This is a genomic window from Streptomyces sp. NPDC002092 (assembly GCF_053593775.1).
Genome location: NZ_JBSFDG010000014.1, coordinates 234,182 through 256,382, shown reverse-complemented (window position 1 = coordinate 256,382; position 22,201 = coordinate 234,182). Strand labels below are relative to the sequence as shown.

The window sequence follows — 22,201 nt, the reverse complement described above, 5'->3', positions numbered from 1 at the left end:
GTGCGGCTCCGATGGAGGGTGTTTGAGGTTCAACCAGTCGTGAGAGTGGGGGCGTTGAGAAGGGCACGTCAAGATTGGCGTTGAAAGTTCTTGCCATGTCTTTCAAGACTCTTGCTGTAACACTTGCGCCAGCGGTACGGTCACGCGGGGTCGGACCCAAGAGAGCCGCTGTCGCTAGGAGTTCACACCGGTGATACAAGTCAGACGGGTCGCGGCCGTCACCGTCGCCGCGCTCGCCGCAGCCCTGATCCAGCCACTCGCGGCGCACGCGGCAACCCCGCCCCCGCCGCCCTCCGACGCGAAGCTCGCCGCCGCGCCCGCCCGGCACGACGACACCCGCGAGCAGTTCTACTTCGTCATGCCGGACCGTTTCGCCAACGGGGATACCAGCAATGACAGGGGAGGGCTGACGGGTTCGCGGCTCAGCACCGGCTACGACCCCACCGACAAGGGCTTCTACCAGGGCGGCGACCTCAAGGGCCTGACCGAGAAGCTCGACTACATCAAGGGCCTGGGCACCACCGCCATCTGGATGGCCCCGATCTTCAAGAACCGTCCCGTGCAGGGGACGGGCAGCAACGCCTCGGCCGGCTACCACGGCTACTGGATCACCGACTTCACGCAGGTCGACCCGCACTTCGGGACCAACAAGGACCTGGAAACCCTCATCGCCAAGGCGCACGCCAAGGGCATGAAGGTCTTCTTCGACGTCATCACCAACCACACCGCGGACGTCGTCGACTACAAGGAGAAGTCCTACGACTACCTCTCCAAGGGCGCCTTCCCCTACCTGACCAAGGACGGCCGCCCCTTCGACGACGCCGACTACGCGGACGGCGGCAAGAAGTTCCCCGCGGTCGACGCCGGCTCCTTCCCGCGCACGCCGACCGTCGCCGCCGCGGACAAGAACGCCAAGGTCCCGGCCTGGCTCAACGACCCGACGATGTACCACAACCGCGGCGACTCCACCTTCGCCGGTGAGAGCGCCACGTACGGGGACTTCGGCGGCCTCGACGACCTGTGGACCGAGCGTCCCGAGGTCGTGCGGGGCATGGAGAAGATCTACGAGCGGTGGGTGCGCGACTTCGACATCGACGGCTTCCGGATCGACACGGTCAAGCACGTCGACATGGACTTCTGGACCCAGTGGGCGACCGCCCTCGACGCCTACGCGGCCAGGCAGGGGCGCAAGGACTTCTTCATGTTCGGCGAGGTCTACTCCGCCGACACCTCGATCACCTCGCCGTACGTCACCCAGGGCCGCCTCGACGCCACCCTCGACTTCCCCTTCCAGGACGCGGCCCGCAGCTACGCCTCCCAGGGCGGCAGCGCGCAGAAGCTCGCCTCGCTCTTCGGCGACGACTACAAGTACACGACCGACAAGGCCAACGCGTACGAGCAGGTCACCTTCCTCGGCAACCACGACATGGGCCGCATCGGGTACTTCCTGAAGCAGGACAACCCGAAGGCCGGCGACGCCGAGATCCTCAAGAAGGACGAGCTCGCCAACGAGGTGATGTTCCTCAGCCGCGGCAACCCCGTCGTCTACTACGGCGACGAGCAGGGCTTCACCGGCTCCGGCGGCGACAAGGACGCCCGCCAGACGATGTTCGCCTCGAAGGTCGCCGACTACCTCGACGACGACGAGATCGGCACCGACCGCACCCACGCTAGCGACTCGTACGACCCGAGCGCGCCGCTCTACCGGCAGATCGCCGCGCTGAGCAAGCTGCGCAAGGACAATCCCGCCCTCGCGGACGGCGTCCAGACGCAGCGGTACGCGGCCGACGGCTCCGGTGTCTACGCGTTCTCCCGTACGGACGCCAGGACCGGCCAGGAGTACGTCGTCGCCCTCAACAACGCCGGCGAGGCGACGACGGCGACCTTCGCGACCGGCTCGGCGCACATGAAGTTCCTTGGAATCTACGGGACTTCGGACGACGTGACCTCTGACGGCGACAACAAGATCACCGTCACCGTCCCGGCCGGCTCGGCGATCGTCCTCAAGGCGGCGGGCAGGCTCGCCAAGCCCACCACCGCACCCACCCTCACCCTGAAGGCCCCCGACGCAGGCGCCACCGGCACCGTGGAGCTCTCCGCGGACGTCGCCGGCGGACAGCTCAACCGCGTCGTCTTCGCCGCCCAGGTCGGCAACGGCAAGTGGCAGACACTCGGCTCCGCCGACCACGCTCCGTACAAGGTCACGCAGGTCATCGGCAAGGCCGTCCCGGCCGGAACCGCCCTGCGCTACAAGGCGGTCGTCGTCGACACCGCCGGGCACACGGCGAGCGCCACCGCCGCCTCCACCACCGGCACCCCGCCCGCCGCGGAGACCCCCACCGCCTCCTCCCGCGACTACGCGGTCGTCCACTACAAGCGCACCGACGGCGACTACGACAAGTGGGGTCTGTACGCCTGGGGCGACCTCGCCGACGGCGAGTCGACCACCTGGCCGGCCGGACACCCCTTCGTCGGGCGTGATGCGTACGGCGCCTTCGCCTACGTCAAGCTGAAGCCGGGCGCCGCCGGCGTCGGGTTCCTGGTCGTCGACAAGGACGGCAACAAGGACGTCTCCACCGACCGCACCATCGACGTCACCAGGACCGGCGAGGTCTGGATCGAGCAGGGCAAGGAGGCCGTACAGACGACACGCCCCGACTACCCGGCGCAGGACAAGAGCAAGGCGGTCATCCACTACCACCGCGCCGACGGGAACTACGACGGCTGGGGTCTGCACGTGTGGACCGGTGCCGCGAGCCCCACGGACTGGTCGAGCCCGATGAAGCCGGTGAGGACCGACGCCTATGGAGCGGTCTTCGAGGTGCCGCTCAGCGACGGCGCCACCAGCCTCAGTTACATCCTCCACAAGGGCGACGAGAAGGACCTCCCGGCCGACCAGTCGCTCGACCTCAAGGCCAACGGCCACGAGGTGTGGCTGTTGAACGGCCAGGAGAAGTACCTGCTGCCGCAGCCCGCCGGGTCGGCCGCCTCGCTCGATCTGACCACCTCCAAGGCGATCTGGATCGACCGGAACACGGTCGCCTGGAACGGCTCCGACGCCGCCGCCTCCACCCAGCTGCTCTACTCCCACGACGGCTCGATCGCCGTCAAGGACGGCGCGCTGACCAGCGACGACGAACGCTGGCTGCGCCTTGCGAAGACCACCCTCACCGACGCCCAGAAGGCCAGGTTCCCGTATCTGAAGGACTACACGGCCTGGTCCGTCGACCCGCGCGACCGCGACCGGGTGCGCGAGGCCCTCGACGGCCAGATCGTCGCCTCCCAGCGGGCCGCGAACGGCGCGGTGCTGGCGGCGACGGGCGTCCAGATCGCCGGCGTACTCGACGACGTGTATGCGAGCGCGACCAAGGCGGAGCTGGGGCCGACGTTCCACAAGGGTCGTCCCACGCTCGCCGTGTGGGCGCCGACCGCGCAGAGCGTGGCGCTGGAGCTCGACGGCTCGCTCAAGAAGATGAAGCGCGACGACTCCACCGGTGTCTGGTCCGTCACCGGCCCGGCGTCCTGGAAGAACAAGCCCTACCGGTACGTCGTCAAGGTGTGGGCTCCCAGCGTCCGCAAGGTCGTCACCAACAAGGTCACCGACCCGTACTCGGTCGCCCTCACCGCGAACTCCGGGCGCAGCCTGGTCGTCGACCTGGACGACAAGTCCCTCGCGCCGAGCGGCTGGTCGAGCCTCGCAAAGCCCAAGGCCGTACCGCTGAAGGACGCCCAGATCCAGGAGCTGCACATCCGGGACTTCTCCGTCGCGGACAAGACCGTGCCGGCCGAGGAGCAGGGCACCTACCTGGCCTTCACCGACCGGAACAGCGACGGCTCGAAGCACCTGCGCGAGCTGGCGAAGTCGGGCACCTCGTACGTCCACCTGCTGCCCGCCTTCGACTTCGCGACCGTACCGGAGAAGAAGGCGGACCAGGCGACGCCGGACTGCGACCTCGCCTCCTACGCCGCCGACTCCGACAAGCAGCAGGAGTGCGTCGCGAAGAGCGCGGCGAAGGACGCCTACAACTGGGGCTACGACCCCTTCCACTACACGGTCCCCGAGGGCTCGTACGCGACCGACCCGGACGGGACCGGCCGTACCGTCGAGTTCCGCAAGATGGTGAAGGGGCTCAACCAGGACGGGCTGCGGGTCGTCATGGACGTCGTCTACAACCACACGGCGGCCGCCGGTCAGGCCGACACCAGCGTCCTCGACAAGGTGGTGCCCGGCTACTACCAGCGGCTCCTCGCGGACGGCTCGGTCGCCAACAGCACCTGCTGTGCGAACACGGCCACCGAGAACTCCATGATGGGCAAGCTGGTCGTCGACTCGGTCGTCACCTGGGCCAAGGAGTACAAGGTCGACGGCTTCCGCTTCGACCTCATGGGGCACCAGCCGAAGGCCAACATTCTCGCGGTGCGCAAGGCGCTCGACGCGCTGACCCCCGCGAAGGACGGCGTCGACGGCAAGAAGATCATCATGTACGGCGAGGGCTGGAACTTCGGCGAGGTCGCCGACGACGCCCGCTTCGTGCAGGCCACGCAGAAGAACATGGCGGGGACGGGCATCGCGACCTTCTCCGACCGCGCCCGTGACGCCGTGCGCGGCGGCAGCCCCTTCGACTCCGACCCCCGCGTCCAGGGCTTCGCCTCCGGCCTGTACACCGACCCCAACTCGTCCACCGCGAACGGCACTTCGGCCGAGCAGAAGGCCCGCCTGCTGCACTACCAGGACCTGATCAAGATCGGTCTGTCCGGAAACCTCGCCAAGTACCGCTTCACCGACACCGACGGCAAGGAGGTCACCGGCGCCGAGGTCGACTACAACGGCCAGCCGGCCGGTTACGCGGACGCGCCAGGAGACGCCGTCGCCTACGCCGACGCGCACGACAACGAGTCCCTCTTCGACGCCCTCACCTACAAGCTGCCCGCCTCGACGAGCGCCGCCGACCGGGCCAGGATGCAGGTCCTCGCGATGGCGACGGCCACCCTCTCGCAGGGACCGTCCCTCTCCCAGGCGGGCTCCGACCTGCTGCGTTCCAAGTCCCTGGACCGCAACTCGTTCGACAGCGGCGACTGGTTCAACGCCGTCCACTGGAACTGCACGGACGGCAACGGCTTCGGGCGGGGGCTGCCGATGGCGGCCGACAACCAGTCCAAGTGGCCGTATGCGAAGCCGCTGCTGAGCTCGGTGCGGGTCGGCTGCCCGCAGATCGAGGGCGCCTCGGCCGCCTACCAGGACCTTTTGAAGATCCGTTCGACGGACGGCGTCTTCTCGCTCGACACGGCCGCGCAGGTGCAGTCGAAGCTGTCCTTCCCGCTGTCCGGGAAGGACGAGACGCCCGGCGTGATCACCATGGTCCTCGGTGACCTGGTCGTCGTCTTCAACGCGACGCCGAGCAGGCGAGAGCAGCGCGTCGACTCCCTGGCCGGAACCGGCTACCGGCTGCACCCGGTGCAGGCGGCGGGCGCCGACCCTATCGTCAAGACCTCTTCCTATGAGCGGAAATCGGGCACGTTCGCCGTTCCGGGGCGCAGTGTCGCGATATTCTCCCGGATCTCCTGACAGGGGCATTACTTTGGTGGGGCAGGCCGAATCCCGGTCTGCCCCATCGGCGTTGTCCCAGGGCTGGAAGATGGACCTCAACGGCAAGCTCACAGACACGACCGTGCTGGTCGTGGACGACGTCGCGGCCAGCCGGTACGCGATGGGGACTGTGCTGCGCCGGGCCGGACACCAGGTCGTACCGGTCGCCACCGGTCAGCAGGCGCTCGTCGAACTCGACGTACGGCTGCGCAAGGGCGCCCTGCCCGACGTGGCCCTCGTCGACATCGACCTGCCGGACATGAGCGGCTTCGACCTGTGCCGGCGGCTCAAGGAACGGCCGCACATGGCGGGCCTGCCCGTGGTGCACTTCTCGGCCGCCGCCGTGGCACCGGTCGACCGCTGCCAGGGGCTGGACGCGGGCGCCGAGATCTATCTGACGGTGCCCGCCGAGCCCGAGGAGATCGAGGCGGTCGTACGGTCCGCGGTGCGCACCGCCCGGCTGCGGGCCGACGACCAGGCGCTGGTACGGCGGCTGACCATGCTCTCCCAGGCGATCGTCACCATCCAGGCCGCGCGCTCCCTGCAGGAACTCGCCGACGCCGCCGCCGACGGCACCGCACGGCTCATCGGCGGCCCCGCCGCCGTCTTCGTCCTCGGCCCGGACGACGAGCTGTACAGCGGCCTCTCCCGGGACCGCACCTCCCTCGCCCTGCCGGACGCGGGCGCCCACCGGACCGTGGCCGGACTGCTGCGGCGGCTCACCCGCGGACAGGCCGGGGTGCAGATCACCACCGTGCCCGCGCCGCTGTGGCCCGCCGGGTTCTTCCGGCCCGGCATGCAGCACGACGCCCGGCTGGCACTGGTCCTCACCCAGGACGGCCAGGCCCCCGTGTGCCTGGCCACGCCCACCCGCGGGGTGCGCCGGGTGAACCCCGAGGAGGAGGCACTGGTGGCCCAGCTGGCGCAGGCCGCCGCGCTCGCCGCGGAGCCGCTGCTGATGTACCAGGTCGAGCGGCATGTCGCCCTCACCCTCCAGCACAGCTTCCTGCCCCAGCCGCACCGGCTGCCCGAGCTGCCCGGCATCGATGTCGAGGTCCGCTACGTACCGGCGTCCCGGGAGACCGAGATCGGCGGCGACTTCTACGCGGCCCTGCGCACCGACGAGGGCGCGCTCACCGGGGTCGGCGACGTCGTCGGCCACTCGCTGGAGGCGGCCACCGTCATGGTCGAGATCCGGCATGCACTGCGCGCCTACTGCGTGGAGGAGAGCGACCCGGCCGTGCTCGTCGAGCGGCTCGACCGGATGCTGCAGCACTACCACCCGGAGGTCACCGCCACCGTCTGCCTGGCGCTGATCGACCCCGAGACCGGACGCACCCGGATCGCCAACGCGGGCCACATCCCGCCCCTGATCCTGAGCACCAACGGGGACGCCGAGTACGCCAAGGCCGACGGCCCGCTGCTCGGCCTCGGCCTGCCGCACCCGCCGCCCACCGAGCTGTTCCTGGAGCCCGGCGACCGGCTCCTCATGGTCACCGACGGCCTGATCGAGACCCGCGGCACGGACCTGAGCCTCTCCATGGAGCAGCTCCGCTCGGCGGCCGTCGGCGCGCTGCCCGGCCTGCACGCCCTGTGCGACACCCTTCTGGCCTGCTTCGGGCACGACCGCGAGGACGACATCGCGATGCTCGCGCTTCAGCTGAGCAATTAGGCTGAGCCGGTCGCAGCCGTTCTGGAACAGGAGTGCCCATGCCGCAGATCACCGTCGACCACTCGAAGTCGATCGACTTCGACCGGGAGGGCTTCGCCCACGACCTGCACACCGCGCTCGTCGAGATCGCGGCCGCCAAGCCGGAGGCCTGCAAGACGCAGTTCCGCGCGTCCGAGGTCACCGCGTTCGGCTACGAGGACCCCTCGGACGAGGGTCACGCCGTGGTGCACGTCATGATCGGACTGCTCGCCGGCCGCACCGAGGAGACGAAGGCGAAGCTCACCGAGACCGTCCTTGAGCTGCTGAAGAAGCACGTCGAGGACGACGGTCATGCGGTGCTGCATGCCTCCGCCGAGGTGCGGGACCTTGATGCGTCGTACCGGAAGTTCGAGCGGTGAGGGTTCCGTTCGCCGGTCGCCTGGAGCGCCATCGTGGCTTGTCGCGCTCACGCGGCGGAGCCGCAAATTGATACAGCCCCGCGCCCCTAAAAGCAAAAACCCGGACCGGCGGTTTAAGAAGCCAGGGCGAGTAGGCGTGCGACCAAATCCGCGAAGGGACCGTCTGGGGGCTCGTCCTTGACCATGCGGCGCAGCAGCGCGCCCATCTCGTCGTCGTAGGCCGCGCTCACCGCCGCCAGCGCGGCGAAGTCGTGGACCAGTTGGGATTCCAGTTCGGCGCGGGGGATGCGGCGGCCGTCCAGCCAGATCAGGGCGGTGGACTCGGCCAGGGAGATCCAGGAGCGTACGACCAGTTGCAGGCGGGCGGGTGGGTTCTGGACGTCCAGGTGCGACAGGATCTGTTCGTATGCGGCCTGGCGTACGGAGTCGATGAGGGCGTTGGTGGCCGAGGAGCCGACCGCGGGGCCTCCGCGCATCAGTGCCGAGAAACCGGGGCCGTGGTCGTCCACGAAGTCGAAGAAGCGGCGCATCGCACGCAGCAGCCGCGCGCCCAGCGGGCCCTCCTGCGGCTCCTTGAACCGGCCCGCCAGATCCTCCGCCGCACGCTTCAACGCGGCCTCGTACAGGCTGAGTTTGCCCGGGAAGTAGTGGTACACCAGCGGGCGGGAGATGCCCGCGGCGGCGGCTATCTCGTCGATGGAGACGTCGTCGGGAGAGCGTTGGCTGAACAGTTCGAGGGCGACGCCGATCAACTGCTGCCGCCGCTCCTCGACTCCCATTCTGCGGCGTACCCCGGTAGTCATGCGAACACCTTACCGATCGGATCCGGCCCGGAACGCTCCGGTCCGGCCATCGGTGTTCACATATCCAGCACGAGACGCTCACTTCGTGCCCGCGAAACGCAGATCAGCATCGAGTCGGCACGCTCGGCGTCCGTCAGCAGTTCGTCCCGGTGCTCCACCTCGCCCTCCAGCACCCGCTGTTGGCAGGTTCCGCAGAAGCCCTGCTCGCAGGAGTAGGCGGTGTTCGGCAGCGCGGCGCGCACGGCGCCCAGTACGGTCGAGTCGGCCGGCACGGTCAACGTCCGTCCGCTGCGCCGGAGTTCGACCTCGAAGGCGCCGTTGCCGTCGGCCGGCGTACGGGGTGTGAAGCGTTCGAGGCGGACCTGCGGGAACCGCTCCTCGACCGCGGCGATGAGCCCCTCCGGGCCGCAGCAGTACACGGCGGCGTCCTCGGCCGTACCCGCCAACAGGCCGTCGAGATCGGGCAGTCCGTCCTCGTCCTCGGCGACGACGGTCACCCGGTCACCGCCCAGCTTCCCGAGCTCCTCCAGAAAGGGCATCGACGCCCGCGTCCGCCCGCCGTACACCAGCCGCCACCGCGCGCCGTCCCCGAGCGCCCGCAGCATCGGCAGCACGGGCGTGATCCCGATGCCGCCGACGACGAAGACGTACGACGGGGCCTCGACGAGCGGGAAGCGGTTCCGCGGCCCGCGCACCTCCAGCTCCATCCCCTCGGTGACCTGCTCGTGCACCTCGCGCGAGCCGCCCCGCCCGTCCTCGATGAGCCGGGTGGCGACGGTGTACGAGGAGGTGTCCTCGGGGTCGCCGCACAGCGAGTACTGCCGCACAAGACCCGAAGGCAGTACGAGGTCGAGATGCGCGCCGGGCTCCCAGCGCGGCAGGTCCCTTCCTTCCAGGCGCAGTTGTACGACGCCGTCGGCGACGGTCTCGCGCGAGGCGACCAGCAGCTTCAGCGCCCGCGATCGCGGCCGCCCGGAGGTCGGGTTCTCCAGGGCGGGCATCGGCCACAGCGGCGAGGTCCGGATGCGGCGCCGCATCGCCCGTCTGACCAGCACGGCCGTGCCCGCGGCGACCACGACCGTGCGCAGCTTCGGCATCACAGGGCTCCCTTCTCCGCCGCGAGGGCCGCGACCGCCGCGGGGGAGGACGCGAGATAGGCGACGGCCTGCTCGGTGGAGCCCTCCTGGGAGGGGTGGTAGGCGCGGCTGAGGTATCGCGGGATGGACCTGAGCATGTCGCCGGTCGCGGGCAGGGTGCCTCGCCTGCCGCGCACGTAGAACTCCTTGAAGCTCGCGCGGCCGTCGATCAGCGTCGGGTCGTTCTCCATGAAGAAGCGCGCCCCGCGCTGCCACAGGAACACGATCGCCGCGAACGCGGTGGCCCAGGTGCGCACACGGCGCCGGTAGCCGCCGTCGACGTGCAGGAACAGGTCGAACGCGACGGACCGGTGCTCGACCTCCTCCGCGCCGTGCCAGCGCAGCAGATCCAGCATCGTGGGGTCGGCGCCCCGCCGGTCCAGCTCCTCGGCGTTGAGGACCCAGTTGCCGAGGAACGCGGTGTAGTGCTCGATCGCCGCGATGATCGCGACCCGCTCCATCAGCCACCACTTGCGGGCCCTGCCCGGCGGCAGCGTCCGGTCGCCGAGCAGCTTCTCGAAGAACCAGTCGACCTGCGCGGTGTACGGCGTCGGATCGAGCCCGAGCTCCTTCAGATGCGGCAGGACCTCGTCGTGGGCCTGCGAGTGCATCGCCTCCTGCCCGATGAACCCGATGACGTCCTCGCGCAGCCGCTCGTCCCGGATGTACGGAAGCACCTGCTTGTAGACGTGCACGAACCACCGCTCACCGGCGGGCAGCAGCAGATGCAGCACATTGATGGTGTGCGTGGTGAAGGGATCCCCAGGCACCCAGTGCAGCGGGGTCTCCTCCCAGGAGAAGGACACCTTCCGCGCCTTGAGGACGACCCGCTCCGAGGCCTGCGTGTTAGACATGGCGTCAATGTACTGATGGGTAAGTCCGAGTGGAACCCTTCGGCGGGGACTTGTTGACGCCGGTGTCAGCAAGGGGGGGGCGAGTGGCGCTGAGCGGCCTCGGTAAAGTCCGCTGCGGTTCGGCAGCGCCCCAAAGGGGCGCGGGGCTGTATCCATTTGCGGCTCCGCCGCGGGGCGCGACCAGCCACGACTATGCCGCGGACGGTCGACGGCCCAGCGCCGCACATCCCGCGGAGCGCTCAGTGCAGTCCGCTGATCTGCCGCCCGTCCGCCAGGGTCCCCGCCAGCTCGGCCCGCACGCCCTGCTTGGCCCGTACGGCCAGCAGGCTGCCCGGGGCGGAGGCGCTGACCCCTCCCGTCGTACTGATCGACGACGTTCCCGGGCTGCCGGCCGCGAGGAGGTACCAGTTCTTCGCCTCCGACTTCCACAGCACCCCGGCGAGCACCTGCGGGTCCTTCGCCCCGCACGCCGGTACGTTCTCCGCCTTCGCGGCGACCGCCCCGTACGCGCCGCCCGGCGTGTGGAACTGCGCCAGCACGCGCGTCCCGCCGCCCCGCCAGGTCTCGGCCCGGGTGCACACCCAGTCCGCCACGCCGCTCGCGTCGGGCAGCGGCTGACGGCCGTACGCCCAGGCGTTGACCGTACGCACCCCCGCCGAGCGCATCGAGGCCAGCGAGCATGCGTACGGCGCCCAGGAGTGCAGGGCCAGGGCGCCGGTGACCTCGTGGGTGGCGCCGGGCCGTCCGGTGGTGAGATGGGCGGGCACGAGCTCGCCGAGGTCGGTGCTGAGGCGGGTGCCGGTGGCGTCGGTGAGCTGGAGCACCTTCCACGACGTGCAGTCGCCGCTCCCGGCGGCGGGGCTTGCCAGCGGTGCCGTGACGCCGCCGGTCAGGGCGAGGGCCGTCGTGCCGGTGGCCGGCTTGAGGAGGTCCCGCTCGGCGGCCTCCTTCACCCAGGGGGCCGTCAGATAGCGGACGTTGCCGTCCGCCCGGTCCAGGACCAGGGCGTTCGCCTCGGAGCGGTCGGCGCCGTCCACCCGTGCGAAGTCGAGAGCGGCGCCCTTCGCGTCGCTCTTCGGCTCGGCGTACCGGGCGATGCGCAGACCGTCGTAGAGCATCACCACCCGTGCGCTGTCGACGGTTCCGGCGTACAGCAGCTGGGGCGGGCCGGAGGGGCCGCCGGACGGGGTGCCGGGGGTCGCGGAGACCTGGACGCTCTCGCCGGGGCGGGCCCAGACGGTGAGGGCGCGGCGCAGCAGGGCCTTGTCGCCGGTGAGGTCGCCGCGGGCGGGCCAGACGGAGAAGTCGGTGCGCGCGGAGGTCGTCCAGGCGGTGGGGGCGACCCGCAGCAGCCTGGCCGGGTCCAGGGCGGCCTCGGCCGCCGGGTTCTGTGCGTACACGGGGGCGGCGGCGCCGTCGGGGGCCCAGCCGTCCCCGGGCAGACCGAACAGCACCCCGCACACGGCGACGGCCGCCGCGGCGGCGAGCGCGGCCCTGGTGTGCTGTCTGCGGCGCATCAGATCGGTGGGCCGGGCATGCAGTGAGCAGGGGTCGAACTCGGGGGAGTCGAGCAGGGCGTACTGCTCCGGGACCTCGTCGGCCTCTTGGAGCGCGTCCTGCGGGGTCTCGCAGCCGGCGGCGGTCAGCACCCTGACCACGTCGCCGTCGGGGAGTTGCTCCAGGCCGCGCAGGACGTAGGCGGCGCGGGCCGGTCCGGACAGGGCGGACAGCCGCTGGTCCAGGGCGAGTTCGTCGGCGCCGCCCGAACGCGGGAAGAGGCGCAGGCCCCACACCTGGGGGAGCAGCGGCGGCAGCTGGGACCGCTTGGGGAGCGCCGTGCGCTTCAGCGGCAGGCCCGCCTCCAGTGCCGTGCGCAGCACCTGGAGGCGGACGAAGGCGTACCCGGGGTCGCCGTTGCGCCCGGTCGAGCGGTCCGGGACGGCGGGCGCCTGCGCCCGGCCGCGGGGCAGGGCGCGCTGGGTGAGGGCGTGCGCGGTCACCACGCGCCGGTTGCGGCCGAGACTCGGCGGCAGCACCAGGTAGGCGAGCCGGACCAGCCGCGGGTAGTGCTCGACGAGCGCGGCCTCGGCCTGTTCGACGTCGACGGCCGAGTCGGAAGGGGACGGTGCGGGGCGCGGGGCGACATCCTGTGACTGCACGTTCAGCAAAACGAGCGAATCGTGGGATAGTCACCGCCGCGCGGGTGACTCAGCCCTCGGGCTCGACGAGCGCCCGTGCGTAGTTCGCCATCGAGCGCTGGTAGCGGGGGAGATGCGGCGCCAGGGCGCCGAGCACCAGGGAGAGCCCTTCGCGGTCCCGGTCGAGACTGGACAGGCACAGTGCCAGACACGCCCGTACCGCGTCGTCCAACTCGTCGGAGGGCGCGTCCAGTTCCGGTGTCAGCAGCTTGACACCTTCCTCCGCCTGCCCGGTGTTCCTGAGCGAACTGGACAACTGGATCTTGGCCCTGCGGCCCTTGTACTGGCTGACCTCGCCCAGCCCGCGCGCCAGCGCCTCCCGGTACAGGAGTACGGCCTTGTCCGAGTGCCCGGTGGAGTCCCAGGCGCAGGCCTGCTCGAAGAGACCGAGCGGGCTGCCGTCGGGCACCTCGGCGGCGAGGGCGTCGACAACGGCCCGGAAGTCGGCAGCCCGCTCCTCCGGATAGTCGTCGAAAGTGGCCCAGGCGGCGGTCACGCGGTCTTCCCAGTCTTGATTCACCGGAGCAGCTTCGCACACACGTGCACAGCAGACAGTCGTATTTTTGAGCGCGACGGCTGTCACGCCCGTATCGAAGGGGACGGGCCCTCAGGGCCAGCAGAGCGACCCGGAGGAACAGATGAGGTTGACCCGACCGATGCTCGCCGTGGCCGGAGCCGTGGGCGTCCTGGCGCTGGCGGGCTGTGGAACCGGAAACAGCGACGCGGCGGCCAAGGTGCCGACCGCCGCCACCGGCTCTCTGGAGAGCCTGGCCGCCAAGGTGAAGTGCAAGCCGGACATGCAGATCGACTCCGACGAGGTCCGCCAGGCGATCTGCACGACCTCCGACGGCAAGTACGTCTTCGCCACCTTCGCCACCGACCGCGGCCAGCGCGAGTGGATCAACGACGCGAAGGACTACGGCGGTTTCTACCTCGTCGGCCGCAAGTGGGTCGCCGTCGGCGAGGACAAGGTGGTCAAGGCGCTGCAGCACACGCTCGGCGGCGACGAGGAGATCGGCACCAACCACAGCGCGCACACCGGCCACAACGGCTGAGCTTCGCGCCACATACGAAAAGCGGGCGGTGGGAGATTCCCACCGCCCGCTTCCCTAGGGCCTCGTCACTGGCAACGCTGCCCGCTGTTGATGCAGTTGGCGATCTTGTTCGCCAGGTTGTTCTTGAAGACCGCGATGAAGTCGTCGTGGTCGGTTGCCGCCTTGTGCAGCTGCTCGGGGAAGCCGTCCACCGCGTAGGCGTTCTTCACCTGGCCGTTCTGCAGGACCGGCGGGTTGATCTTGTACACCAGACGCATCGTCAGCTGCGGGATCGCCTTGAAGCCGTTCTGGCAGTTGCCGTTGGCGTCGGCGAAGGCGACGTGCGTGCGGTGGTTGGCGCTGTCGATGTTCTTGCCGTCCCAGCAGGACTGGAAGGCGAAGGTGCGCACCACGTTGCTGCCCTGCGGGCAGATCGGGTACTGCGTCGTCAGCTGGACCTTGTTCTCGAAGCCGGTGCAGCTCCAGTGCGCGTTGGCGTTCGCCAGACCGTTGGTCGTGGTCTTGGCGTCACCGGTGATGATGCGCAGGAACTGCGGCATCGCCGTGACCTTGCTGGTCGGGCTGCCGACGTACTTGATCTGTGCCTGGATCGGCGTCAGGATCTTGCCGACGTTGCCTTCCTTGCCACCGCCGTCGGCGTTCTGGTCGAAGTCCTGCGTGCCGTTCTGGATACGCACCACCGGCCAGTAGTAGGCCGACAGGTCGCCCTGGTTCTGGCAGCTGGTCTGGTCCGCGATCAGCGTGTTGTTGTTCGCGAACGCGTTGACCTTCTGGTTGCCGACGTAGTCGTGCAGGTGGTGCGCGCCGTTGGTCACGCCGGGAGCCACGATCACGTTGTCCGTGTTGTGGTTCTTGTTGGCGTTCACACCGCACTTGGTGACGAAGACGCCCTTCGAGGCGTTGCCGTTGGCCTGCGGCTTCTGGGCGACGTTCGGCTGGACCTTGGTGATGTCCACGAAGTCGGCCGCGACCGGGCCGTTGCCGGCCTGACCGCCGATGTTCTGACCGGCCCCGGCCTGCCCGTTGCCCTGCTGCTGGCCGCCATTTTGCTGCTGGCCACCGTTCTGCTGCTGACCGCCGTTCTGCTGCTGACCGCCGTTCTGCTGCTGGCCGCCGTTCTGGTTGTTCTGACCGCCGGCCGTGGTCTGGTTGGCGGTCTGCGTGGTGCAGGCGGCGAGCGCGCTCAGCCCGGCCGCGTCGACCTGGCCGCCCACCCGCTGGATGTCGATGCGGATGCGGTCGAGCGTCGCGGCGCGCTTCTCCTTGAGAGGGCCGACGATCGCGTTCTGCACGAAGCTCGCGTCGCCCGCCTGCGCCTGCCGGGTGGAGGCGAGCCGGGTGTAGGCCTCGGTGACCTGCTTGTCGAGGTTCGCCAGCTCCGTGGCCACACCCTGCTGGGCCCTGGCCGGCACGTTCGTCAGCTTCTGCTGGACGTCGGGGCAGGCGATCGTGGCGACCTGACCGGCGGCGGCCTTGGTCTGGTTCATCCCCGAGTTGTTCGACTCGTGCGCCGAGGCGTAGAAGTTCGCCCAGATCAGCCCGCCCCCACCGAGCGCTAGGGCCGCCGATGCGGCTATGGCCTTGGTGGCCAGCGGCGTACGGCGTTTGCGTGTGTTGCGTCCCATGGAACTCCTCTGACTTCCTTGCGGGCTTGGCGGGGCATCGAGGCGCCCGACAGGAGTGAAGCGGCTCCCACTCATACGCGTGTGGTCCCAGGGGTGTTCAGCAGCCTCACAAACAAATCAGAGGTTTACCGGGCCTTTGCGACCCAACCGCCGCCTGAGCAGCGGAAGTTACGGAAAATCAGCAACCGCTTACTGGCCCCGGTCCAGATAGGCGAGAACCGCAAGGACGCGACGGTTGTCGTCGTCCGAGACCTCCAGGTCCAGTTTGGTGAAGATGTTGGAGGTGTGTTTGGCAATGGCCCGTTCTGTCACCACCAGCTGCCCGGCGATCGCCGCGTTGGAGCGGCCCTGCGCCATCAGTTCCAGCACCTCCCGCTCACGGGGCGTCAGCCGCGCGAGCGGCCGGTCGTCGGCGGCCCGCCGCGAGAGCAGCTGCTGGATCACCTGCGGGTCCATGGCCGTACCACCGGCCGCGACCCGCCGTACGGCGTCCACGAACTGGTCCGCGTCGAACACCCGGTCCTTCAGCAGATACCCGACCCCACCGCTGCCGTCGGCGAGCAGCTCGCGCGCGTACAGCTGCTCCACGTGCTGGGACAGCACCAGCACCGGAAGCCCGGGTCTGTCCCGGCGGGCCTGCAGTGCGCACTGCAGCCCCTCGTCGGTGTGCGTGGGCGGCAGGCGTACGTCGACCACGGCGACGTCCGGTTCCAGCTCGGCCAGCGCCCGGGCGAGCTCGGGGCCGGACTCGACGGCCGCGGCGATCTCGAAGTCGTAGGCCTCCAGAAGCCGTACCAGACCGTCGCGCAGCAGGAAGAGGTCTTCGGCTAGGACAACGCGCAAGGGATCTCCATGGTGACCATGGTGGGACCGCCCGCGGGAGAGCTGACGGCCAGGACGCCGTCGAATGTACCCAGGCGCCGCTCGACTCCGGCGAGGCCCGAACCGGCTCCGATCACCGCGCCGCCCTTGCCGTTGTCGGTGACGCTGATGCGCAGCTTGTCCTCGCCGTGATGCAGGTCGATCCAGAGGCGGTCGGCACCGGAGTGCTTGACCGCGTTGGTGAGCACCTCGCTGACCGCGAAGTACGCAGCCGACTCCACCGGCGCGTCCGCGCGGCCCGGCAGCTCGACGTTCACCTCGGTGGGCAGCGGCAGCCGCAGCGCCAACGCCCTTACGGCATCGCCGAGTCCGCGTTCGGCCAGCACCGGCGGGTGGATGCCGCGCACCAGGTCGCGCAGCTCGGCGAGCGCGTCCACGGAGGACTGCCGGGTCTGCGCGAGGAGCTGCCTGGCCTTCGCCGGGTCCTTGTCGAGGAGCATCTCGATGGTGCCCAGATCCATGCCCATGGCCACCAGCCGCGCCTGCGCCCCGTCGTGCAGATCCCGCTCGATACGGCGCAGTTCGGCGGCGGAGGTGTCGACGGCGTCCTTCCGGGTCTCGGTCAACACCTGCACCCGCTCGGCCAGTTCGGCCTGGCTCGCGCCGAGCACCGCCCGGGTGAGCCGGAAGTGGGCGGTCAGCAGCCGCGGGGCGAGCGGGAAGGCGAAGGCCAGAATCACCAGGGCCAGGGCACCGGCGCCGAACGCGGAGGCCTGGTCGGTGACGTGCACGAAGCCGTACCAGTACCCGCCGTACGCGGAGAGCGGCCGCCACAGCCCGGCGGCGACCGCGAAGCCCTCCAGGGGGTACAGGACAAGGACGGCCGGCAGCAGTGCGGTGATGTACCCCGCCGTCATGTCGACCTGCAGCCACCGCAGATCGCGCCAGACCGCCGGGTCACGGAGGAGGGCGTACGTCCGCGTCCAGGGGTTGGCGCCCTCGGGTATCGGCCGGTACGCCGACGGGATCCGCATTCCGCACCACCGCGCCGCGAGCACCCGCCGCCGGTCGGCGAACGCCCGCACCCTCGCCAGCACCCACGGCGTCGTGACGAGCCCGAGGCCGATCGGGACGAGCGAGATCGACACAAGGGCCAGCGTGAACCACAGAACCGCTCCGGGCAGGCTCACCAGGGCCAGCACGAACCCCCGCCCGGCCGCCACAGCAACGGCCCGCACCCTCGCGGAGAGGGTGCCGCTTTTCGTGTTGGTGTTCATGGCAGAAGTCTGGCCGAGCGGGGACCGGGGGTCACGGGGCCGGGCCCCCGGCTGGAGGGTGGTACCAGCTACACCCCCGGGAGGACACCGCCCTGCCTTCAGGGGCGCGGGGCCGTGTCGACATGCGGCTCCGCCGCGTGGGCGCGACAAGCCCCCAGCGACCCGCACTTTGATCACTCCCCCAGTACCTTCGCCTCCACCACCGGATCCAGCCCCACCGGCGGCCGCCCCGGCCGTGCGGGCGCGGTGCCGCCGATCCCCTGGAGCCAACGCCAGGTATCGGCGACCGTCTCCTCCACGGGCCGGCACCGCAGTCCCGTGGCAAGCGCACGCGAAACGTCCCCGCTGTGCATCGAGTCATGCATGTCGGTGCCCGGCGGCACCCACACCGGCAGCTGGGTCCACGGCTCGATCCCCGCTTCGAGGATGACCCCGGGGTCGACCCACCGCAGCTCCGCATCCGACCCGGTGACGGCCACGCACGCGTCCAGCAGGCTGCCCATGGTGGCATGACCCTGCTCGCTGACCATGTTGTACGGCCCGCTCAACTCCCGCTCGACCGAGCCGAGGATCCACTCGGCCATGTCCCGCACGTCGACGTATTGGAGCGGCAGCTCCCGCGGCCCCGGGGCGAGTACCGGGCCGCCCCGCGCGATCCGCCCCAGCCACCACGGCAGCCGCCCGATGTTCTCGTACGGGCCGAGGATCAACCCGGCCCGTACGAGAACGGAGCGCTCCGCCCCGAACGCCTCGACGGCGGCGATTTCCGCACCCCGCTTGTCCCGTGCGTAGTCCGTCATGTCCGCGTCGGGCTCGGCCCCCTCGACCAGCGGGGCACTCTCGTCGTGCCCGGCCGGTGCGGGCCATGCGTACACCGAGCAACTCGACACATACACATACCGCCCGGCACGACCCCGCAGCAGCCGTGCCGCGCTGTGTACCGCCCGGGGCGCCGCCGACCAGGTGTCGACGACGGCGTCCCACTCGCCCTCCGCAAGGGCGGCGAGCCCGTCCGCCGCGGTGCGGTCGCCGACCAACGCTCGTACCCCGGCCGGGACCTGGTGCCGTCCCCGGTTGAGGACGGTCACCTCCCAGCCGCGCCCCAGGGCCGCCTCCACGACGGCCCGTCCCGCGAACTCCGTTCCACCCAGCACCAGAAGTCTCATGCCGGTGAGCCTGCCCGGTCGGCCCGCGGGACGGAACGGCAATCTGCCGTCAGCAGAGAACGAACGCGCGGTGGACGGTCAACGGCCGGTCGGGGGCGTGTACTTGTACCCGACCCGCCGCACCGTCTGGATCGTCCCGCGGTGCTCGGCGCCCAGCTTGCGGCGCAGACGCGCGATGTGGACGTCGACGGTGCGGCCGTCGCCCACATGGCCGTACCCCCACACCGTGGTGACCAGCTGGTCGCGGGTATGCACCCGGTGCGGATGCGCCACGAGATGCGCGAGCAGCTCGAACTCCAGGTAGGTGAGGTCGAGTTCGCGCCCGTTCACCTCGGCGGTGCGCTGCGCGGAGTCGATGCGGACGAGGGGGTTGCCAGCTGCTTCGGGGACGTCGGCCTCGGCGAGGTGCGGGCGGTCGGCCGGGATGAGGACGAGGTATCCGACCATCGGCGGCTGTCCCGGCAGTGTGGGCAGGGTGTGCTGGGGCGCGGGCAGCCAAGTGGCGCCCGGCGGCAGGAACTCCGAGACGTCGAGTACCTCGTCCCGGCCCACGGCGCGCAGCCGATGACGTGAGCCGTTCGCGGAGGCGGCGGGGGTGTCGAGCGTGGCGGCGGGCAGAGAACGAATGGTTGCCATGAGAGGTCAGCTCTTTCGCGCGAGAGGTTCGTCGGGGACGTACGACGTGTCGCGCTGGCCGAAGGCCGGGGTGTACGGCTTTAGAGGGCCGGCGCGTTCATCGCGCGGCAACACACCCGGTCGAAGTCGTGGTGCTGACGGGAAGGCCAGAACGGCTCGAGGTCATGGCGACCCGTCGCGGTGTGGTTCTTGAAGCTGGCCATGACCTCATTGAAGCAGACACCGGCCCCGACGAGGACCCTTCTCTCACTACTTGGACGGCAAAAGGGGCGCCCACCGCGAACGGTGGACGCCCCTTTTGCCGAAAACCGGGGATCAGACCTGGCCGGCCTTCTCCAGCGCGGAGCAGCACGTGTCGACGAGCAGCCGCGTCACCACGTACGGGTCGACGTTGGCGTTGGGACGGCGGTCCTCGATGTAGCCCTTGCCGTCCTTCTCGACCTGCCACGGGATACGGACCGAGGCGCCGCGGTTGGAGACGCCGTAGGAGTACTCGTTCCACGGGGCGGTCTCGTGCAGACCGGTCAGGCGGTCGTCGATGCCGGCGCCGTAGTTCTTGACGTGGTCGAGCGGCTTGGAGCCCTCGCCCAGCGACTCGGCGGCGGTGATGATCGCGTCGTAGCTCTCGCGCATCGCCTTGGTGGAGAAGTTGGTGTGCGCGCCGGCGCCGTTCCAGTCGCCCTTCACCGGCTTCGGGTCCAGCGTCGCGGCGACGCCGAAGTCCTCGGCGGTGCGGTAGAGCAGCCAGCGGGCCACCCACAGGTGGTCGGAGACCTCCAGCGGGGAGACCGGGCCGACCTGGAACTCCCACTGGCCGGGCATGACCTCGGCGTTGATGCCGGAGATGGCGAGGCCGGCCGCGAGGCAGTTCTCCAGGTGGGCCTCGACGATGTCACGGCCGAAGATCTCGTCGGCGCCGACACCGCAGTAGTAGCCGCCCTGCGGGGCCGGGAAGCCGCCCTTGGGGAAGCCCAGCGGGTAGCCGTCCTGGAAGAAGGTGTACTCCTGCTCGATGCCGAAGATCGGCTCCTGCGCGGCGAACTTCTCGGCGACCTCGGCCAGCGCGGCGCGGGTGTTCGACTCGTGCGGCGTGAAGTCGATGTTGAGGACCTCGCACAGGACGAGGACGTCGTCGCCGCCGCGGATCGGGTCCGGGCAGGTGAAGACCGGCTTGAGGACACGGTCCGAGGAGTGGCCCTCGGCCTGGTTCGTGGAGGACCCGTCGAAGCCCCAGATCGGCAGCGCGTCCAGACCGGCGGGCTCACCCGCGATGATCTTCGTCTTGGAACGGAGCTTGGCGGTCGGCTGGGTGCCGTCGATCCAGATGTACTCAGCCTTGAAGGTCACGGGCCACTTCCTTCGGGGATGTGTCTACGCACTTGCGGGTGCTGCGGCGCTGCGGCACTGAGGCGCCGCGGTGGATGTCCGCGAGCCTGTCAACAGGCGATTTCCCGGCCATTGCTCGAGTGTGAACCCCGTGTTACCTGGCGGTGGTGTGGCGCGATTCACGGTGTGAGGGCGGGTGGGGCACAGCAAGTCGACAGGTCGATGCGGTCGGCGGGCGCGGACGGGCTGTCGTACGGCGGCTCGTATGCGATGGGGTTCTGCGCATGAGGCCGGACGGTCAGCCTTCTGCCGCGGCCGCGTCCCGCACTCCGGCCAGGAACCCCTTGATCGCGGCCACCTCCCGGTCGTCGTATCCCCGCAGCAGTTCCACCGTCTGCTCGATCAGCGGCCCGAAGAAGGACCACCCGAGCTCCACCGCCCGTTCGTCCACCTCGATCACGACCTTGCGCCGGTCCCGCGGGTCACGGAGTCGCCGCACATGCCCGGCCCGCTCCAGCCGGTCGACCAGGGCGGTGGTCCCCGCCGAGTTCAGTCCGAGCGCGGTGCCGAGCCGCCCCGCCGTCATCTCCTCGCCCGCGCGGGAGGCGTCCATCAGGGCGATCAGGGCGCGTACGTCCGGGGGGTGCATGCCGTTGCGGGACGCGAAACGGGCGGGAGGCGCTGCGCGGCATGTGCGGAGTGTGAGGCGGCGCCGCTACCGCCCGCGGCGGGAAGGGGAGATGCCGGGTCGTGTCCACCCGCGGCGGCAGACAGGTCGACAGCGACACTGCGGCAAGAGGCAGATCCGTAACAGCAGACCGAGGACAGACACCCCCAGTTGTGCCCCCGATCCAGCAGAACCGCCGGCGCAATGCCCGCTCACACACCCGCACAGGCTGCCGCAGCCACTCCGTGCTCAAGCCAAGCGCAGCGGCTTGGTACGCCCAGGCCGCCGACCTGGCCCGTACCCACCGCGTGTTCGCCGTCGACCTCCCCGGCTGCGCGGGCCGCGGTACCGAGGCCGGCGACCGTCACCCCCGTACGGTCGCCGACCTGGTGGCCTGGCTGGACGCGGTCGTGGACGGCCTCGGCCTGGAGGAGACGGACCTGGGCGGGCCCTCGTACGGCGGCTGGATCGCCCTGCACCACGCGCTGCACGCACGCGCACGCGTGCGCCGCCTCTTCCTCCTGGACCCCACCCAGTGCTTCACCGGATACCGGCCCGCGTATCTCCTGCACGCCCTGCCGCTGGTGCTGCGTCCCTCGCCCCGCCGGGTCCGCGCCCTGCTGGAGTGGGAGACCGGGGGAGTGGCCCTCGACCCCGACGGGCTCCGTCTCCAGGAGGCGGCCGCCGGCTTCCCCTCCGTCGCGAAGCCGGTGACCGGTCCCCGCCCGGCGCCGGACGCGCTGGGCGGGCTGGACATGCCGGTCCTGCTGCTCCTGGCCGGGAACAGCAGGACACATGACACGTACGGGGTGGCGGCGAAGGCGGTTGCGCTGCTGCCGCGCGAGGAGACGGTCGTGGTCCCGGACGTCTCCCTCCCCCACTCTCGACTTCGCTCGAGCGGGGGGACCCCCATCGCGCTGCCGCAGTCCGCACCCGCCGGACTCGGCCGCCGCCTCACGGAGTTCCTGTGTCCTTGAGC

Annotated in this window: 17 protein-coding genes and 1 pseudogene; 5 read left to right on the top strand and 13 right to left on the bottom strand. The window is 70.3% G+C overall.

Translation table 11 applies throughout. The annotated features are described in order from the left end of the window. Positions 1–190 precede the first annotated feature (190 nt). The 3 genes from pulA to ACWCRD_RS30755 all read left to right on the top strand — a co-directional run bounded on the left by pulA (position 191) and on the right by ACWCRD_RS30755 (position 7,657). Entirely contained in the window at positions 191–5,566 is a 5,376-nt protein-coding gene (gene pulA / locus ACWCRD_RS30765; RefSeq protein ID WP_450969015.1) for a pullulanase-type alpha-1,6-glucosidase, read from the top strand. Positions 5,567–5,636: 70 nt separating this feature from the next. Next, positions 5,637–7,259, top strand: a complete 1,623-nt coding sequence (locus ACWCRD_RS30760; protein WP_450969014.1) for a SpoIIE family protein phosphatase — start codon at positions 5,637–5,639, stop codon at positions 7,257–7,259. Between the two features lie 38 nt (positions 7,260–7,297). Further along, complete coding sequence (locus ACWCRD_RS30755) at positions 7,298–7,657, top strand: 5-carboxymethyl-2-hydroxymuconate Delta-isomerase (RefSeq protein ID WP_450969013.1); 360 nt, start codon at positions 7,298–7,300, stop codon at positions 7,655–7,657. Positions 7,658–7,770: 113 nt separating this feature from the next. Here ACWCRD_RS30755 and ACWCRD_RS30750 read toward each other — a convergent pair whose 3' ends face one another. The 5 genes from ACWCRD_RS30750 to ACWCRD_RS30730 all read right to left on the bottom strand — a co-directional run bounded on the left by ACWCRD_RS30750 (position 7,771) and on the right by ACWCRD_RS30730 (position 13,186). Continuing rightward, positions 7,771–8,460, bottom strand: a complete 690-nt coding sequence (locus tag ACWCRD_RS30750) for a TetR/AcrR family transcriptional regulator (protein ID WP_450969012.1) — start codon at positions 8,458–8,460, stop codon at positions 7,771–7,773. A gap of 56 nt (positions 8,461–8,516) precedes the next feature. Beyond that, entirely contained in the window at positions 8,517–9,557 is a 1,041-nt protein-coding gene (locus tag ACWCRD_RS30745; protein WP_450969011.1) for a PDR/VanB family oxidoreductase, read from the bottom strand. Further along, positions 9,557–10,450, bottom strand: coding sequence for a metal-dependent hydrolase (locus ACWCRD_RS30740; protein ID WP_450969010.1), 894 nt, complete (start codon positions 10,448–10,450; stop codon positions 9,557–9,559). The genes ACWCRD_RS30745 and ACWCRD_RS30740 overlap by 1 nt, the downstream gene beginning before the upstream one ends. 239 nt (positions 10,451–10,689) lie before the next feature. After that, entirely contained in the window at positions 10,690–12,609 is a 1,920-nt protein-coding gene (locus ACWCRD_RS30735) for a hypothetical protein (RefSeq protein WP_450969009.1), read from the bottom strand. Between the two features lie 49 nt (positions 12,610–12,658). Further along, positions 12,659–13,186 (bottom strand): tetratricopeptide repeat protein, encoded by a 528-nt coding sequence (locus ACWCRD_RS30730; protein ID WP_450969008.1) that lies wholly within the window; start codon positions 13,184–13,186, stop codon positions 12,659–12,661. Positions 13,187–13,286: 100 nt separating this feature from the next. Between ACWCRD_RS30730 and ACWCRD_RS30725 the strand changes: the two genes are divergently transcribed. After that, positions 13,287–13,703 carry a hypothetical protein gene (locus tag ACWCRD_RS30725; protein WP_450969007.1) on the top strand — a complete coding sequence of 139 codons (417 nt, stop codon included), beginning with the start codon at positions 13,287–13,289 and terminating at the stop codon, positions 13,701–13,703. A 65-nt stretch (positions 13,704–13,768) separates the two neighbouring features. Here ACWCRD_RS30725 and ACWCRD_RS30720 read toward each other — a convergent pair whose 3' ends face one another. The 8 genes and pseudogenes from ACWCRD_RS30720 to ACWCRD_RS30685 form a co-directional block, all read right to left on the bottom strand. After that, positions 13,769–15,328, bottom strand: coding sequence for a DUF1996 domain-containing protein (locus tag ACWCRD_RS30720; protein ID WP_450969006.1), 1,560 nt, complete (start codon positions 15,326–15,328; stop codon positions 13,769–13,771). Positions 15,329–15,517: 189 nt separating this feature from the next. Then, positions 15,518–16,171 (bottom strand): LuxR C-terminal-related transcriptional regulator, encoded by a 654-nt coding sequence (locus ACWCRD_RS30715; protein WP_450969005.1) that lies wholly within the window; start codon positions 16,169–16,171, stop codon positions 15,518–15,520. After that, positions 16,156–17,427, bottom strand: a complete 1,272-nt coding sequence (locus ACWCRD_RS30710) for a sensor histidine kinase (protein ID WP_450969004.1) — start codon at positions 17,425–17,427, stop codon at positions 16,156–16,158. The genes ACWCRD_RS30715 and ACWCRD_RS30710 overlap by 16 nt, the downstream gene beginning before the upstream one ends. A gap of 173 nt (positions 17,428–17,600) precedes the next feature. Continuing rightward, positions 17,601–18,593 (bottom strand): SDR family oxidoreductase, encoded by a 993-nt coding sequence (locus ACWCRD_RS30705; protein WP_450969003.1) that lies wholly within the window; start codon positions 18,591–18,593, stop codon positions 17,601–17,603. 78 nt (positions 18,594–18,671) lie between these two features. After that, positions 18,672–19,229 (bottom strand): winged helix-turn-helix domain-containing protein, encoded by a 558-nt coding sequence (locus tag ACWCRD_RS30700; protein WP_450969002.1) that lies wholly within the window; start codon positions 19,227–19,229, stop codon positions 18,672–18,674. Between the two features lie 80 nt (positions 19,230–19,309). Beyond that, the gene (locus ACWCRD_RS30695; protein WP_365845753.1) at positions 19,310–19,432 is read right to left on the bottom strand and encodes a hypothetical protein; all 123 of its coding nucleotides are present in this window, start codon (positions 19,430–19,432) and stop codon (positions 19,310–19,312) included. A gap of 112 nt (positions 19,433–19,544) precedes the next feature. Then, complete coding sequence (gene glnII, locus ACWCRD_RS30690) at positions 19,545–20,576, bottom strand: glutamine synthetase (RefSeq protein ID WP_450969001.1); 1,032 nt, start codon at positions 20,574–20,576, stop codon at positions 19,545–19,547. Between the two features lie 277 nt (positions 20,577–20,853). Then, positions 20,854–21,228: pseudogene (locus tag ACWCRD_RS30685) on the bottom strand (MarR family transcriptional regulator); the annotation flags it as partial. Between the two features lie 239 nt (positions 21,229–21,467). Here ACWCRD_RS30685 and ACWCRD_RS30680 point away from each other — a divergent pair. Beyond that, entirely contained in the window at positions 21,468–22,199 is a 732-nt protein-coding gene (locus ACWCRD_RS30680) for an alpha/beta fold hydrolase (RefSeq protein ID WP_450969000.1), read from the top strand. Positions 22,200–22,201: the final 2 nt, after the last annotated feature.